General features: G+C 72.1%; 13 protein-coding genes. 6 read left to right on the forward strand and 7 right to left on the reverse strand.

Going from position 1 to position 15,057, the window contains the following annotated elements; translation table 11 throughout:
- The 5 genes from AB0K92_RS24155 to AB0K92_RS24175 form a co-directional block, all read right to left on the reverse strand.
- Window positions 1-281: hypothetical protein (locus tag AB0K92_RS24155; protein WP_365926024.1), on the reverse strand; the 281-nt coding region annotated here is incomplete at its 3' end.
- Window positions 282-573: 292 nt separating this feature from the next.
- Entirely contained in the window at window positions 574-1,683 is a 1,110-nt protein-coding gene (locus tag AB0K92_RS24160; protein ID WP_365926026.1) for an ATP-binding protein, read from the reverse strand.
- Window positions 1,680-2,420, reverse strand: a complete 741-nt coding sequence (locus tag AB0K92_RS24165) for a response regulator transcription factor (protein WP_043504074.1) — start codon at window positions 2,418-2,420, stop codon at window positions 1,680-1,682. Before AB0K92_RS24165 ends, AB0K92_RS24160 begins: the two co-directional genes overlap by 4 nt.
- Before the next feature lie 123 nt (window positions 2,421-2,543).
- Window positions 2,544-3,221, reverse strand: coding sequence for a spermidine synthase (locus tag AB0K92_RS24170; protein ID WP_365926028.1), 678 nt, complete (start codon window positions 3,219-3,221; stop codon window positions 2,544-2,546).
- A 99-nt stretch (window positions 3,222-3,320) separates the two neighbouring features.
- Window positions 3,321-3,812, reverse strand: a complete 492-nt coding sequence (locus AB0K92_RS24175) for a MarR family transcriptional regulator (RefSeq protein WP_365926030.1) — start codon at window positions 3,810-3,812, stop codon at window positions 3,321-3,323.
- Window positions 3,813-4,047: 235 nt separating this feature from the next.
- On the opposite strand from AB0K92_RS24175, the gene AB0K92_RS24180 reads away from it, so the two are divergent.
- Window positions 4,048-4,869 carry a lysozyme gene (locus tag AB0K92_RS24180; RefSeq protein ID WP_365926032.1) on the forward strand — a complete coding sequence of 274 codons (822 nt, stop codon included), beginning with the start codon at window positions 4,048-4,050 and terminating at the stop codon, window positions 4,867-4,869.
- Between the two features lie 63 nt (window positions 4,870-4,932).
- Here AB0K92_RS24180 and lon read toward each other — a convergent pair whose 3' ends face one another.
- Both lon and AB0K92_RS24190 read right to left on the reverse strand, forming a co-directional pair.
- Window positions 4,933-7,392, reverse strand: a complete 2,460-nt coding sequence (gene lon, locus AB0K92_RS24185; RefSeq protein ID WP_365926034.1) for an endopeptidase La — start codon at window positions 7,390-7,392, stop codon at window positions 4,933-4,935.
- Window positions 7,393-7,802: 410 nt separating this feature from the next.
- Window positions 7,803-8,591, reverse strand: a complete 789-nt coding sequence (locus AB0K92_RS24190; RefSeq protein ID WP_365926036.1) for a hypothetical protein — start codon at window positions 8,589-8,591, stop codon at window positions 7,803-7,805.
- 368 nt (window positions 8,592-8,959) lie between these two features.
- Between AB0K92_RS24190 and AB0K92_RS24195 the strand changes: the two genes are divergently transcribed.
- The 5 genes from AB0K92_RS24195 to AB0K92_RS24215 are packed head-to-tail and all read left to right on the forward strand — an operon-like array spanning window position 8,960 to window position 14,806.
- The gene (locus AB0K92_RS24195) at window positions 8,960-11,983 is read left to right on the forward strand and encodes a nitrate- and nitrite sensing domain-containing protein (protein ID WP_365926038.1); all 3,024 of its coding nucleotides are present in this window, start codon (window positions 8,960-8,962) and stop codon (window positions 11,981-11,983) included.
- The gene (locus tag AB0K92_RS24200; protein WP_166002275.1) at window positions 11,980-12,483 is read left to right on the forward strand and encodes a roadblock/LC7 domain-containing protein; all 504 of its coding nucleotides are present in this window, start codon (window positions 11,980-11,982) and stop codon (window positions 12,481-12,483) included. Before AB0K92_RS24195 ends, AB0K92_RS24200 begins: the two co-directional genes overlap by 4 nt.
- Window positions 12,480-12,902: a DUF742 domain-containing protein gene (locus tag AB0K92_RS24205; RefSeq protein WP_166002276.1), complete on the forward strand. Its 423-nt coding sequence runs from the start codon at window positions 12,480-12,482 to the stop codon at window positions 12,900-12,902. Before AB0K92_RS24200 ends, AB0K92_RS24205 begins: the two co-directional genes overlap by 4 nt.
- Complete coding sequence (locus AB0K92_RS24210) at window positions 12,883-13,521, forward strand: ATP/GTP-binding protein (protein WP_365758006.1); 639 nt, start codon at window positions 12,883-12,885, stop codon at window positions 13,519-13,521. The genes AB0K92_RS24205 and AB0K92_RS24210 overlap by 20 nt, the downstream gene beginning before the upstream one ends.
- Window positions 13,522-13,546: 25 nt before the next feature.
- Window positions 13,547-14,806: a styrene monooxygenase/indole monooxygenase family protein gene (locus AB0K92_RS24215; RefSeq protein WP_365926039.1), complete on the forward strand. Its 1,260-nt coding sequence runs from the start codon at window positions 13,547-13,549 to the stop codon at window positions 14,804-14,806.
- Window positions 14,807-15,057 lie beyond the last annotated feature (251 nt).

Here is a 15,057-nt window from a genome sequence, read left to right on the forward strand (position 1 = left end):
GCGGCGGCCGCGGGCGCGGCCGGCGTCTGAGCGGTGGGGGTGGTCTCCGCGGCCCCCGCGGCCGCGGTACCCGCCGGAGCCGGGGCGCCAGCGGCCCCCGGCTTGTAATCGGCGAAGAAGTCCCACCAGGCGCGGTCTACGGAATTCGGGTCCTGGAGGTACTGCTGATAGATCTCGTCGACGAGCCACTCGTTGGCACCGAACGCGGCAGCGGGGTTCTTGCCCGCTTGGTCGGTGTCGGTGGAGATGCTCGATGCGTTACTGGGGGACTGTGGCGACACGGCGGCAACCGCCCTCTTCCGCTTCACAAGGTGATGGACAGCGGGAATAAAGGCTACGCCTCCATGACGGCGAAGGTCAGGCCAGGCCCGTTCATCGTCGCGTAAGTCACATCGGGAAGCGTGTTTCGCGGTTGATAATGGCGGGAAACAAGCGTGGTTCCCGTCTGTGACCAGCCACAACGGGTACGACGAGCCGGACCCGGCGCGGCACGAGGCGCGGGCCCTTGCCTGATCACACGTGTCCGGCAGCGCGAACGTCCGTGGATCTTGTGGCTCCGCTTCGAACTTTACGTCAACTCGGCCCGGATGGCAGTCCCGGAAGAGTGACAAGAATCCGGCAACCCCGCTCGGATTCGGCCACTCCGATCCGCCCGCCGTGCAGATCCACCGCCCAGCGCGCGATCGCCAGACCCAGACCCGTGCCGCCGTCGCTGCCCGGGCCGTGCGGCCGGCTCACCGCACCCCGGTTGAACCGCTCGAACACCCGGTGCCACTCCGAACGCGGGATGCCCGGACCCTCGTCCAGCACCTCCAGCTCCAGCGACTCCGGCTGCGCCCCGCGCCGCGCCTTCACCGTCACCCGGCCGTGCGGCGGGCTGTGCTTGACCGCGTTGTCGATGAGGTTGGCGACGACCTGGTGGATGCGCTCGGGGTCCGCGTGCGCGGTGAGCTCCGGCGGGGAGACGTCGAGGTGCAGATGGACGTCCGTCCGCGTGTGGCTGCCGGAGCCGGAGGCGATGCCCGCGCGGGCGGAGGCCACCATGTTGGCCTCCTTCAGCACGCCCGAGAGATACGGCCACACCTCGAACCGCCGCTTCTTCAGCGGGACCACGCCGTTGTCGAGGCGGGACAGGTCCAGCAGCGTCTCGACCAGCCGCCCCAGCCGCTCGGTCTGCTTCAGCGCCGTCCGCATGGTCTCCGGGTCGGCCTCGGTGACGCCGTCGACGATGTTCTCCAGCACCCCGCGCAGCCCCGCGATGGGGGTGCGCAGCTCGTGCGAGACGTTGGCGACCAGCTCCTTGCGCTGGCGGTCCTGGGCCTCCAGCTCGTCGGCCATGACGTTGATCGTCTGGGCCAGGTCGCCGAGTTCGTCGCGCCGGTTCTCGCTCACCCGGCGGCTGTAGTCGCCGTGCGAGATGGAACGGGCCACCGCGTTCATCTCGTCCAGCGGAGAGGTGAGCGAGTGCGCCACGAACTGCGTGATCAGCAGGGTGGCGATCATCGAGAAGACGGTGATGAAGCGCAGCTCGGTCTCGGTGCGCATGGCCACCATCATCAACCCGGTGGTGATCAGCACCGAGATGACGACCAGCGCCCCCAGCTTGGTCTTGATCGAGAACGGGCGTACGCCGCCCCAGGGTTCGCCGGGGCTCCTCCGTGCGGCTCTCCGCCCGTCGCTCATGGCGTCGGCGTCTCCAGGGCGTAGCCCACGCCGTGCACCGTGCGGATCCGCTCGGCGCCGATCTTCCGGCGCAGCGCCTTGATGTGGCTGTCGACCGTGCGGGTGCCGGAGGCGTCCGCCCAGTCCCACACCTCGGCGAGCAGCTGCTCACGGGAGAGCACCGCGCGCGGGGTGTTCGCCAGGCACACCAGCAGGTCGAACTCGGTGGGCGTGAGGTGCACGTCCTCCGACTTCACCCGGACCCGGCGCTGGGCGTGGTCGATCTCCAGTTCGCCCAGGCGCAGGATGCCGCTGCGCGGGGTGGAGGCGGCCAGCGCGGCCCGCTCCACCCGGCGCAGCAGGACGTGCACCCGGGCCGCCAGCTCCCGCATGGAGAACGGCTTGGTCATGTAGTCGTCGGCGCCCACGCCGAGCCCGACCAGCATGTCGGTCTCGTCGTCGCGCGCGGTGAGCATCAGGACCGGGACGGGCCGCTGGGCCTGGACCCGGCGGCACACCTCCAGGCCGTCGAAGCCCGGCAGCATGATGTCGAGGATCAGCAGGTCGGGCTGCCAGGCCTCCGCCGTGTCGACCGCCGCCGGACCGTCACCGGCCGTTTGCACCAGGAATCCCTCGGCGCGCAGGCGGGCCGCGATGGCGTCGACGATCGTCGCGTCGTCCTCGACCACCAGGACCCGGCGCTGTGCGCCCGGGGTGGTCGTCGCCGTGCCGTTGTGGGAGGTGTGTGTCTGCTCCATCGCCCGCCCCAAAAGTGTGCTTTCCGGAATCAGTGGGGTGATCCCTTGTCTGCGCATGACTGCGATTGACGCTTGAATGATCCGCGTCAGGCATGCAGCGTACGGGGAGTCACCGCGCCTTTGCTATCCAGGTCGGACGCCGAGGTGCACGACGTCCGGAACGCCCCGGGCAACGGGGATCTCTTCGGTACGCACATGCTGGAATCCGGCATTCCGCAAGGTTTCTTCGAATTCCGGGGAGGGCTCGGCGGACCACACCGCGAGCACTCCGCCGGGGCTCAACACCCTTGTGCAGCTTGCCAGTCCGGCCGGTGCGTACAGCCCCTCGTTGCCGTCCGTGACGGTCCATCCTGGCCCGTTGTCGATGTCCAGGCACAGCGCGTCGTACGTGGCGGATGTCTCATTGACGAAGGTGACCAGATCGGCTTCCACGATCTCCGTGCGCGGATCGGCCAGCGCCGCCCGGGACAGTTCGGCGAGCGGGCCGCCGCGGTGCCAGTCGATGACGGCGGGCTCGCGCTCCACCACCGTGATCCGTCCCCAGCGGTCGTTCGCGGCGGCGTGTGCGAGCGAGAAGCCGACCCCCAGCCCGCCGATCAGCACCCGCGGCGCGGGCCGCGCGTCGAGCGCGCCCAGGGCGGCGTCGATCAGCCGCCGCTCCGAACGGCCGTCGGAGGTGTCCATCAGGAAGCAGCCGTTCGCGATGATCTGCAGCAGGTCACCGTGCCGGCGCAGCACGACCTCCCCGTAGGGGCCCTCGCGGCGGTCCAGCACCTCAGGAATCTCGTAAGCGGTGGACATCCGTCCATCCTGGCACTTCGCTGACGGGCCGTCGGCCGAATAACGGCCGGGGCTACGAACGGCCCAGGACCGGGGCCGCGACCGGGGCCACGACCGGGCCTACTTCTCCATGCCCTGGTTCAGCTGCCGCAGCAGCCGGGCCAGCTCCGCCACCTCGCGGCGGTCCCAGTGGGCGAGCTGGCTGACGTAGCGGGCGCGGCGGGCCTCGCGCACCCGCTGGACCCGGCGGCTGCCCTCCTCGGTGAGATGGACCAGCCAGGCGCGGCCGTCGGCGGGGTCCGGCTCGCGGGCCACCAGGCCCAGGTCCTCCAGGGCGCGCAACTGGCGGGACATGGTGGCCTTGCCGACGCCGATGTAGGCCGCCAGCTCGGTGGCGCGCTGCCGGCCGCACTCGTCCAGCCGGACCAGCAGGCCGTACGCCGCGGACTCCAGGTCGGGATGGACCGCGCGGGCCATCTCGCCCTGCTTGGCGCGGGCCCGGCGCATCAGCACCGTCAGCTCCCGCTCCAGGGCCAGGTACTCCTGGTCCACACCACTCGGCGACGTCCCGGATTCGCCCGCGTGTCCGCCGCCGTTTCCGTCCTCGTGCACGTCAGCACCCCTGATCCGGTTTCCCGATCCTGAAAGTTCCTGCCAAAGGCCACCATCGCCGCAGCTCCGTCAGTATTTCGCAGGCGTAGACCAACGGCGGCAACCGGGCCCTCTTCCCTCCCGCACGTCTACGTGCGTAGCTTCTTCAGCGCGCAACTACTGGCATGTGCACGCCAGCCGCATCTCCCTGCACCGAGCACCCCTCGACGAGTTCCCCAGTCCTCGGAGGCACGTCATGCCCGTGCACAGATCCGGAACGACCCGCCGCCGGCGCCGCCTCGTCCTCGCCGGCCTCCTGCTCACCGCCCTCCTCCCGCTCCTCGCCGTCCCCGCGTCCGCCGCCGACGCCCCCGCCCGCGGCACGGCGTACATGGGCATGGGCGTCCCCGCCCACGACGGCGTCCACGGCAGGCCCACCCCCCGCGGCGCCGTCCAGACCGAAGGCGTCGACGTCAGCAGCCACCAGGGCAACGTCGCCTGGACGACCCTGTGGAACAGCGGCGTGAAGTGGGCCTACGTGAAAGCCACGGAGGGCACGTACTACAAGAACCCGTACTTCGCGCAGCAGTACAACGGCTCGTACACCGTGGGCATGATCCGCGGCGCCTACCACTTCGCCACGCCCGACACCACCACCGGCGCCGCCCAGGCCCACTACTTCGTGGACAACGGCGGCGGCTGGTCCCGCGACGGCAGGACCCTCCCCGGCGCCCTCGACATCGAGTGGAACCCCTACGGCGCCGCCTGCTACGGCAAGTCCCAGACCGCGATGGTCTCCTGGATCCGCGACTTCCTGAACACCTACAAGGCCCGCACCGGCCGCGACGCCGTCATCTACACCGCCACCAGCTGGTGGAAGCAGTGCACCGGCAACTACGCGGGCTTCGCCCAGTACAACCCCCTGTGGATCGCGCGGTACGCGTCGACGGTGGGGGAGCTGCCGGCCGGCTGGGCGTACTACACGATGTGGCAGTACACCTCGACCGGGCCGACCGTGGGCGACCACGACTGGTTCAACGGCGCGCTGGACCGCGTGCAGGCGCTCGCGTACGGCTGACGCGCGGCGGAAGGCCCGGACCTCCCTCACGGGGGCCGGGCCCTCCTGGTCCGGTGGCGTCCGTCACGCCGCCACCGGCACCTCTGAACCGGCGGCACCGGCGGAACCGGCGGAACCGGCGGAGCCGGCGGTGCCGGTCGCCGGGGCCAGGGCCAGCTCCAGGACCTGGCGGACGTCCGTGACGGTGTGGACGTCCAGCTTCTCCAGCACCTCGGCCGGGACGTCGTCCAGGTCGGGCTCGTTGCGCTTGGGGATGATCACCGTGGTGACCCCCGCGCGGTGAGCGGCCAGCAGCTTCTGCTTGACGCCGCCGATGGGCAGCACACGGCCGGTCAGGGAGACCTCGCCGGTCATCGCCACGTCGGTGCGGACCAGGCGGCCCGACAGCAGGGACGCCAGGGCCGTCGTCATCGTGATGCCCGCGCTCGGGCCGTCCTTGGGGACCGCGCCCGCCGGGAAGTGGATGTGCACGCCCCGGTCCTTCAGGTCGGCCACCGGCAGTTCCAGCTCGGCGCCGTGGGAGCGCAGGAACGACAGGGCGATCTGCGCGCTCTCCTTCATCACGTCGCCCAGCTGGCCGGTCAGGGTCAGGCCCGCCGCGCCGGTCTCCGGGTCGGCCAGCGACGCCTCCACGTAGAGGACGTCACCGCCCGCGCCGGTCACCGCGAGGCCGGTCGCGACGCCCGGGACGGACGTACGGCGCTCGGCCGGGTCCTGCGCCGACTCCGGCACGTGGTGCGGCCGGCCGATCAGGTCGCGCAGATGGGCGTCGGTGACGGTGAACGGCAGCTCCCGCTCGCCCAGTTCGTGCTGGGCGGCGACCTTGCGCAGCAGCCGGGCGATCGACCGCTCCAGGTTCCGCACGCCCGCCTCGCGGGTGTACTCGCCGGCCAGCTTGCGCAGCGCGCTCTCGTCGATGGTCACCTCGTCCGCGTCGAGCCCGGCGCGCTCCCGCTGCCGCGGTACCAGGTGGTCGCGGGCGATGACGATCTTCTCGTCCTCGGTGTAGCCGTCCAGGCGGACCAGCTCCATGCGGTCGAGCAGGGCCTCCGGGATGGACTCCAGGACGTTGGCCGTCGCCAGGAAGACGACGTCCGACAGATCGAGTTCGACCTCCAGGTAGTGGTCGCGGAAGGTGTGGTTCTGGGCGGGGTCGAGGACTTCGAGGAGCGCCGCGGCCGGGTCGCCGCGGAAGTCGGAGCCCACCTTGTCGATCTCGTCCAGCAGGACGACCGGGTTCATCGAGCCGGCCTCCTTGATGGCGCGGACGATCCGGCCGGGCAGCGCGCCGACGTACGTACGGCGGTGGCCGCGGATCTCCGCCTCGTCACGGACGCCGCCGAGGGCGACCCGGACGAACTTGCGGCCCATGGCGTGCGCCACACTTTCGCCCAGACTGGTCTTTCCGACACCTGGCGGCCCGACCAGGGCGAGCACGGCACCGCCGCGCCGGCCGCCGACGACACCCAGGCCGCGCTCGGCGCGGCGCTTGCGCACCGCCAGGTACTCGGTGATGCGCTCCTTGACGTCCTCCAGACCGGCGTGTTCGGCGTCCAGGACGGCCTTGGCGCCCTGGATGTCGTACGCGTCCTCGGTCCGCTCGTTCCACGGCAGTTCGAGGACGGTGTCCAGCCAGGTGCGGATCCAGGAGCCCTCGGGGGACTGGTCGGAGGCCCGCTCCAGCTTGTCGACCTCCTTGAGGGCGGCCTCACGGACCTTCTCGGGCAGGTCGGCGGCCTCGACGCGGGCGCGGTAGTCGTCGGACTCCTCGCCCTCCTTCTCGCCGTTCAGCTCCCGCAGCTCCTTGCGGACCGCCTCCAGCTGGCGGCGCAGCAGGAACTCGCGCTGCTGCTTGTCGACGCCTTCCTGGACGTCCTTGGCGATGGTCTCGGCGACCTCCTGCTCGGCGAGGTGGTCGCGCAGCTGCTGGGTGGCGAGCTTGAGGCGGGCGACCGGGTCGGCGGTCTCCAGCAGCTCGACCTTCTGCTCGGTGGTGAGGAACGGGGAGTAGCCGGAGTTGTCGGCGAGCGCCGAGACGTCGTCGATGGCCTGCACCCGGTCGACCACCTGCCAGGCGCCGCGCTTCTTCAGCCAGGCGGTGGCGAGGGCCTTGTACTCCTTGACCAGCTCGGTCACGTGCCCCGGCAGCGGGTCCGGCACGCTCTCGTCGATCCGCGTGCCCTCCACCCACAGGGCGGCGCCCGGCCCGGTCGTCCCGGCGCCGATCTTCACCCGGCCCCGGCCGCGGATGAGGGCGCCCGGGTCACCGTCGGCGAGCCGGCCGACCTGTTCCACGGTGCCGAGGACGCCGGTGTTCGCGTAGGTGCCGTCGACGCGGGGGACGAGGAGCACCTTCGGCTTGCCCGGCTCCGACCGCGCGGCCGCCTGAGCGGCCTCCACCGCGGCCCGTACATCCGCGTCGTTGAGGTCCAGCGGAACCACCATCCCGGGCAGCACGACCTCGTCGTCGAGCGGCAGCACAGGCAGGGTGAGCGGCGTGAACGCCGTGGACTCAGCAGCCATGATCTCCCCTTCGGCAGTCAAGTTGAGTTATGCCGACTCAATGCTCGGGGGGGGCGCGAATGTTCCCCGGCGGTTGTTCGCTGTCAGCGATCACCGGACGCGGGTGCGGTTCCCGCTGATCAGGGCGGGTGCGAGTCCCTCCTGTCCCGATTCCCTGGGAGAGCCCGGCAGGGCTCGGCGGGAGAGCGAACGGGCGCGCGGCGCGGCGTCGTCCAGGGAATGGCAGATGTGCGCCGCGGTGGGGTTGTGGGAGGCGCCGACGCCGACCTCGGGGAGGAAGCCGGCGGACGGCGGACGGTGGGCAGGAGCCGGTCGTGCGGCTGCGGCGGACGCTGGAGCCGCCGCCGGCGGTGCGTCCCGGAGGGTGGGGGCCGGAGGGTGGGGGCCGGGCCGGCCGGGGCGGGCGTGGTTCACAGCTCCACGAACGCCACCGTCGCATCGTCGTGACGCTTGCCGCGGATCAGCGGGGCGGGCTGGTCACGGTCCGCGTGCTCCAGCGCCCGCACCCGCTCGACCAGCCACTGGGCGCCGTTCTTGCGGACGGTGGTGTGCAGGTCGGTCCAGTCGCCCTCACGGAACGTCTCCGTCCAGCGGGCCGCGCCGTCGGTGAGGGCGGTCAGGGCGGTGACCGAGGCGCGCGGGGCCGTGCCGGTGACCGCGCGGTCGGCGACGGCCGGGTCCGCGGCGGCGGTGAAGAAGCCGCCCTCCCGGTTGCGCAAGGTGGCGTCGATCACGGTGTCGGAGGCGAGGGCCGCACGGGGAAGGCGGGCGAGACGGTCGTCGAGGACCGCGGTGACCGCCCCGTCCGGCGATTCCAGCAGCAGAACGGAGTCGCAGAGCACCAGATAGTCGACGGCCGTCTCCGTCCAGCGGGCCAGAACCACCGTCGCCTGCGGGGTGCGCGGGTGAGAAAGGTCACAGGTTGAGCCGTGGGCCCGAGAGGTACGGGCGATCGCGCGGGCCAGCACCCCGGACAGCGGAACATCCGGGAGCGAAACGGTCAGTTCGGTCAGCGCCCCGCCGAGGCGCGCGGTGTACCAGGGGACGGAATGCAGACAGCCGGTGCCTCCTCGGGGCGGCGTCACGCCGTCCAGGACCACCAGGCAACCGCCCTGTCCGGACGCGGGAAGGCAGACACCGGCGAAGTCCTCGTTGGGACGCGCCGGATCGCCGGGCACCGTGACAAGTTCCGTACGCATCCCGTCAGTCTGCACGAGCCCTTCACAAGGTCCGCGAAAGAGCGGCATCGGTCGCCGGATACCCGAACCGTCGCAGGTCAGGAGCCGGGTTTGGGAGGGAATGGCGCACTCCGGGAAGACGTGGCGGCGAATACTGCCAAAGCCTGCGGCCGACGTCCAACCGGCCTGCCGCACAGGGCCGTCGCACACGCCAGAGGAACTTGCCCGCCAACTCCCGTCCGATGTTCACTCCTTCGGGTGGCGGGTCAGGCGATGCACGCCCCCTGCCCACCGGCACTGGGAGGGTCGGGAACTGTACCGGGAGTACGCGCCAGTTGACGGCGCGTCACCCGGGTCCACGGGTACACGAGTCAGGAATGCGAGCACCGGTGCAGAAGAAGCGGCCTCGGCGCACAGGCAAGCAGACGGCCCCGCAGGGGGCAGCGGAGCACACCCCCGTCGGGAAGGGTCGCCCCACCCACGTACGCAACCGCCTCATCGTGGCCGTCGCCGTCGTGGCCGCCGCCATCGCCGGCGCGGGCGCCCCGTCGGTGCTCGCGGCGGCCGGACAGGCGAGCGACACCCAGGAGTTGGTGACGCTCTCGGAGCAGACCCGCGACGCCCTCGCGCTCGCCCACGCGCTCGCCGACGAGCGCGACGAGGTCATCGCGTACGTCGCGGCCGGGCGCCCCAAGTCCAAGGCGCCCTCCGAGCAGCGCAGCGCCCGGGTCGACCGGCAGGTCGAGGAGTTGCGCGGCGACACCGACACCCCGGCGCGGCTGCTGAAGGACCTCGACGGCATCGCCGCCGTGCGCAGAGCGGCGCTCACCGGCAAGAGCACCGCTCTCGAAGCGCACCAGGCGTACTCCGACGCGATCGCCGAACTCCACCGGCTCGCCGAGGACCTGGCCCAGCAGCTCCCGCCCCGCGCGGGCGCCGGAGCGTACGCCCTCGCCGAGCTCGACACCGCCGTCCAGCAGGCCGCCGCCACCCGCGGCCTGCTGCTCGCCGCGCTCAGCGTGCCCCGCTCCACCCAGACGGTCATCGACCCCGTCACCGGACTGCCCGCCACGGCCGGCACCTCCTCCGAGGCGGACACCAAGGCGCGCACCGCCCTCACCGCCGCCGCCCAGCAGGCCCGGCTGCGCTCCGACGCGGCCCTCGCCGACTTCCGCGAGACCGCCCCGAAGACCGCCCGCGCCTCCTACGACTCCACGGTCACCGGCCCCGAGGTCAACTCCGCCGAGAAGTACCTCGCGAGCCTCACCGACCAGCCGTCCCTCTCCGACCGCGAGCTGGCCACCGACGCCGCGAAGCTGAACGCCGCGCTCTCCGCCCGCGTCGACGCGATGCGCGGCGTCGAGGCCGCGCTCTACGACCGCCGCGTCAAGGACCTGGAGGCGCTGCGCGACGACGACGTCACCGCGCTGGAGATCCGGATCGGCATCCTCGGCGCGCTGCTGCTGCTCGCCGTCGGCGTCGCCACCGCCATGGCACGCTCCCTCACCCGCCCGCTCGCCGTGCTGCGCATCGGCTCCGCCCGGCTCGCCGAGGCCGCCGACCCGGCCGCCGAGGAGCCCGTGAAGTTCACCGGGCGCAACGACGAGTTCGCCCGCGTCGTCCGCTCCGTCAACGCCCTGCACGCGCAGGCCGTCACCCTGCACGAGCGGGTCGCCACGCTGGAGGCCGACCGCAAGCACCTGGTCGGCCAGCGCCAGAAGATGGCCGACGCCCGCGAGGAACTGCGCGCGGAACTGGAGCAGTCGACGGCCCAGCTGGAGCGGCTGCGCACCAGCATCGGCTCCACCTTCGTCAACCTGGCGCTGCGCACGCTCGGCCTGGTCGAGCGTCAGCTCGCGGTCATCGAGCAGCTGGAGGAGCGCGAGCAGGACCCGGACCGGCTCTCCACCCTGTTCAAGCTCGACCACTTCGCCACCGTGATGCGCCGGCACAGCGAGAACCTGCTCGTCCTGGCCGGCACCGAGCACATCCAGCACCACCCCGGCCCGGTCCCGCTGGTCGACGTCGTCCGCGCCGCCGTCAGCGAGATCGAGCGGTACGAGCGGGTGCGGATCTCCGCGCTGCCGCCGCACGCGCACATCGCCGGGTTCGCCGCCGACGACCTCTCCCACCTGCTGGCCGAGCTGATGGAGAACGCCACCTCGTTCTCCCCGCCCGACGTGCCCGTCGAGGTCTCCGGCTGGCTGCTGGAGAACGGCGAGGTCATGATCTCCGTCCAGGACGGCGGCATCGGCATGACCGAGGACCGCATGTCCCGGCTCAACGCCCGGCTCGCCGACTTCGACCCCGAGGCCGCGTACGACCAGGAGGGCGAGGACGGGCTCGGACTCGGGCTGTACGTCGTGGCCCGGCTCGCCCACCGCCTCGGGGTGCGGGTCCAGCTGCGGGAGCAGAAGCAGGGCGGGGTCGCGGCGGTCGTGGTGCTGCCGCAGCCGCTGCTCGCCGAGGGCGGCCCGGCCGCCGTGCCCAGCGCGTCCCCCTCCATGGAGGGCACCGCCTCCTTCTCCCTGCCCGGCGCCGACGCCGAGGCCAACTCCAACGTCCTGCCCGGCCGCACCCACCAGCACGACCCGCTGGTCGCCCTCGCCGAGAAGGCCGTACGGCAGAAGGCCGCGGCGGAGGGAACGGCCGACGGCACGACCGACGGCACGGCCCGGAAGACCGCCGAGGACTCCGCCGCCGAGCCCGCCGAGCACCTCGCCGCCGAGGCGTCCCGGCCCGAACCGGCCGAGCGGACGCGCCCCGAGGCGGACACGGCCGTACGGCCGGAGGAACCGGCCGGGACCGCCGTACCCGCACAGGAGCAGGGACAGGAGCCGGAGGCCGGGCCGCAGTCGCAGCCGGAGGCCGGGCGCGCGCCCGCCGGCGCCGATACGGCGACGGGGGACCACCCCGCCCCGCAGACCACGTCCGAGACCACCATGGAGCTGCTGCTCCCGGAGACCGCGCCCACGAAGCCCGGCTCCAGGCAGCCCGGTTCCGCGGAGCCCGGCCCCGCGGCCGGGGAGCCGCCGGCCGCGGGCCCGGAACCGGCCGCCCCCGCCGACCCGTACGCCATCGGCCCCGACACCCACGACCGCACCCCCGACGAGGGCGAGGAACAGCTCACCGACAAGGGGCTGCCCAAGCGCACGCCGAGGATCAGCGCGCCCGCGTCGGTGCCCCGGCCGCGGACCGGCGGCGTGGACGCCGAGGCACTGCGCCGCAGGCTGGGCGGCTTCCGTCGGGGGGCGGAAGCCGGTCGCCGCGACGTCGAGGCGGAGATCGCCGAGCAGACGACCGAGACCCGGTCGCCGGACGTACCCGCACAGCACCGCACCAGCTCCACTGGACCCGCACACGCACACGCCGAAGAAGCCACGGGGGGCACAGTCGAGGAGGCAAGCAGTTGACCGCGCCCAGTACCTTCGGACTGAGCAGTGAAGCCCGCAATCTGCACTGGCTGCTGACCAACCTCGTCGAGGAGGTGCCCGGCATCCTCTCCGTCGCGGTGGTCTCCTCCGACGGACTGCTCCTGCTCTCCTCCGACCCGGGCCGCAACGAGGCCGCCCGGGCCGCGCGGGAGGGACGCCCCGCAGGTCCCCGCGGTTCCTCCGCCGACCTGGCCACCATCGTCTCCGGCATCGGCAGCCTGACCGTCGGCGCCGCCCGGCTGATGGACTTCGGCGGGGTGAAGCACACGATGGTGGCGATGGACGAGGGCAGCCTGTTCGTGATGTCGATCAGCGACGGTTCGCTGCTCGGTGTGCACGGCTCCGCGGACTGCGACATGAGCGTCGTGGCGTACCACATGGCGCTCTTCGTCGGCCGCGCCGGCCATGTGCTCACCCCCGAACTCCGTAGCGAACTGCGGAAATCCCTGGAGTCCGAGTCGACGGGGAGTGCCCGATGAGCGCCACACCCAAGCCGCATCTCCCGGTGCGCGGCGGCGACCGCAAACCCGCCCGCGTCCGCCCCTACTCGCTCACCGGCGGCCGGACCCGCTTCGGGCACGTCCTGCTGGTCGAGACCTTCGTGGCCACCACGACCGCGCTGGACGCCGCCGAGGAGCGCAGGGAACTGACGAACGGTTCCCTCACCACCCGGGTGATGCCGGAGATGAGGGCCATCGTCGAACTGTGCCGCCGTATGCGTACGGTGGCCGAGATCGCCGCGCTGCTGAAGATGCCGCTCGGCGTGGTCCGCGTGCTCCTGAGCGACCTCGCGGACCAGGGAAAGATCCGGGTGTACGGAACCGGTACCGGGCACGGCACGGGCCGCCCGAACCGAGCGCTGCTGGAAAGGGTGCTGAGTGGACTCCGCCGTCTCTGATGCCGCTCACGGTGTCTCCCCGCTCCTCGAACCCGAGGGGCCCGAACAGCCCTGGCAGACGGACCGCACCCGCGCCCCGATCGCCACGAAGATCGTGGTGGCGGGCGGTTTCGGCGTCGGCAAGACCACGCTGGTCACCTCCGTCTCGGAGATCACCCCGCTGCAGACCGAGGCCCTGATGACCGAGGCGAGCGAGGAGACCGACGACCTCTCCGCCACGCCCGGCAAGCTGACCACCACCGTGGCCATGGACTTCGGCCGCATCACGCTCGACGACGACCTGGTGCTCTACCTGTTCGGCACGCCGGGCCAGCAGCGGTTCTGGTTCATGTGGGACGACATCGTGCGCGGCGCGATCGGTGCCGTCGTGATGGCCGACACCCGCCGGCTGAAGGACTGCTTCCCGGTCCTGGACTACTTCGAGAGCTCCGGCCTGCCGTACGTCGTCGCCGTCAACCACTTCGACGGCAGCGAGCTGTACGACCCGGAGGACGTTCGCGAGGCCCTCACGATTCCCGCGCACATACCTGTCATGATCATGGATGCGCGCCGCCGGATCTCGGTCATCGAGACCCTTCTGTCCCTCGTGGGCCACGCGCTCGACGAAACCCCCGAGTAGTCCCGAGTAGGAGACGTAACCCCGCATGCGGAAGATACTCGTCGTCGGAGCCGGCCAGTCCGGACTCCAGCTCGCCCTCGGCCTCCAGTCGCACGGGTACGAGGTCACCCTGATGTCCAACCGGACGGCGGACGAGATCCGCTCCGGCCGGGTCATGTCGACGCAGTGCATGTTCCACACGGCACTCCAGCACGAGCGCGACCTCCAGCTGAACTTCTGGGAGTCCCAGGCCCCGAAGATCGAAGGACTCGGCGTCTCGGTGGCCGCCCCCGGCTCGCACGACCCGGGCCCGACCCAGCGGGCGATCGACTGGGTCGGCAAGCTCGACGGTTACGCCCAGTCGGTCGACCAGCGGGTGAAGATGGCCGGCTGGATGGAGACCTTCGCGCAGCGCGGCGGCCAGCTCGTCATCCACGGCGCGGCCGTCGGCGACCTCGACTACTTCTCCCGCGCCTACGACCTGGTGCTCGTCGCGGCCGGCAAGGGCGAGCTGGTGCAGATGTTCGCCCGCGACCCCGAGCGCTCCCCGTACAGCGAGCCGCAGCGCGCCCTCGCGGTGGCCTACGTGCACGGCCTCGGCCCGCGCCCGGAGCACCCGGACTACGACGCGGTCCGCTGCAACCTGGTGCCCGGCGTCGGCGAGCTGTTCGTCATGCCGACGCTCACCACCTCCGGCCGCGCCGACATCCTGTTCTGGGAGGGCATACCCGGCGGCCCGCTGGACGTCTTCCAGGGCGTCAAGGACCCGGCGGAGCACCTCTCCCTGACCCTGGAACTCATGGAGAAGTTCACGCCCTGGGAGTACGCGCGGGCCACCAAGGTCGAGCTGACCGACGCGGGCGGCACCCTGGCCGGCCGCTACGCGCCGACCGTGCGCAACCCCATCGGCCGCCTGCCGGGCGGCGGTCTGGTCCTCGGCGTCGCCGACGTGGTCGTCGCCAACGACCCGATCACCGGGCAGGGTTCCAACTCGGCGTCCAAGTGCGCGGCGGCGTACCTCGCGTCCATCCTGGAGCACGGCGACAAGCCGTTCGACGAGGAGTGGATGCGGGCCACGTTCGACCGCTACTGGGCCACCGCCCAGCACGTCACCAAGTGGACCAACACGATGCTCGCCCCGCCGCCGGAGCACGTCCTGAACCTCATCGGCGCCGCGGGACAGCTCCAGCCGGTGGCCGACCGCTTCGCCAACGGATTCAACAACCCGGCCGACTTCGAGAACTTCTTCTACGAGCCGGAGAAGACCGCCGCCTACCTCGCGGAGGTCACCGGGGCCGGAGCCTGACGAGCGCTCGCGCGCCGTACGGTCCGCCCGCGCCCCGACAGGCGGCGGGGGCGGACCGGAACTGGGCTGGTGGAGTCGGGGCGGGGACTGCGGCTCGTACGGCGGGGCCACCCAGGGGGCGATCCAGCATAGGGACCTGCCGCGGCCGCGCCGCGCCTCGGGCGCGCGGGCGCCCGGCGCAGGGCTCGTGCACGGCGGCAGGCGGGTTCCCCTCACCGGGAGGACGGTGGGAACCATGAACGTGCCGGCGT

This window comes from Streptomyces sp. NPDC052687, from assembly GCF_040678395.1.
In the GTDB taxonomy this organism is placed as follows: domain Bacteria; phylum Actinomycetota; class Actinomycetes; order Streptomycetales; family Streptomycetaceae; genus Streptomyces.

Coding starts and splice junctions, on each gene's coding strand:
- AB0K92_RS24190 (WP_365926036.1), bottom strand. CDS start 8,591: ATGCGTACGGAACTTGTCACGGTGCCCGGCGATCCGGCGCGTCCCAAC.
- AB0K92_RS24180 (WP_365926032.1), top strand. CDS start 4,048: ATGCCCGTGCACAGATCCGGAACGACCCGCCGCCGGCGCCGCCTCGTC.
- AB0K92_RS24205 (WP_166002276.1), top strand. CDS start 12,480: ATGAGCGCCACACCCAAGCCGCATCTCCCGGTGCGCGGCGGCGACCGC.
- AB0K92_RS24160 (WP_365926026.1), bottom strand. CDS start 1,683: ATGAGCGACGGGCGGAGAGCCGCACGGAGGAGCCCCGGCGAACCCTGG.
- AB0K92_RS24215 (WP_365926039.1), top strand. CDS start 13,547: ATGCGGAAGATACTCGTCGTCGGAGCCGGCCAGTCCGGACTCCAGCTC.
- AB0K92_RS24170 (WP_365926028.1), bottom strand. CDS start 3,221: ATGTCCACCGCTTACGAGATTCCTGAGGTGCTGGACCGCCGCGAGGGC.
- lon (WP_365926034.1), bottom strand. CDS start 7,392: ATGGCTGCTGAGTCCACGGCGTTCACGCCGCTCACCCTGCCTGTGCTG.
- AB0K92_RS24165 (WP_043504074.1), bottom strand. CDS start 2,420: ATGGAGCAGACACACACCTCCCACAACGGCACGGCGACGACCACCCCG.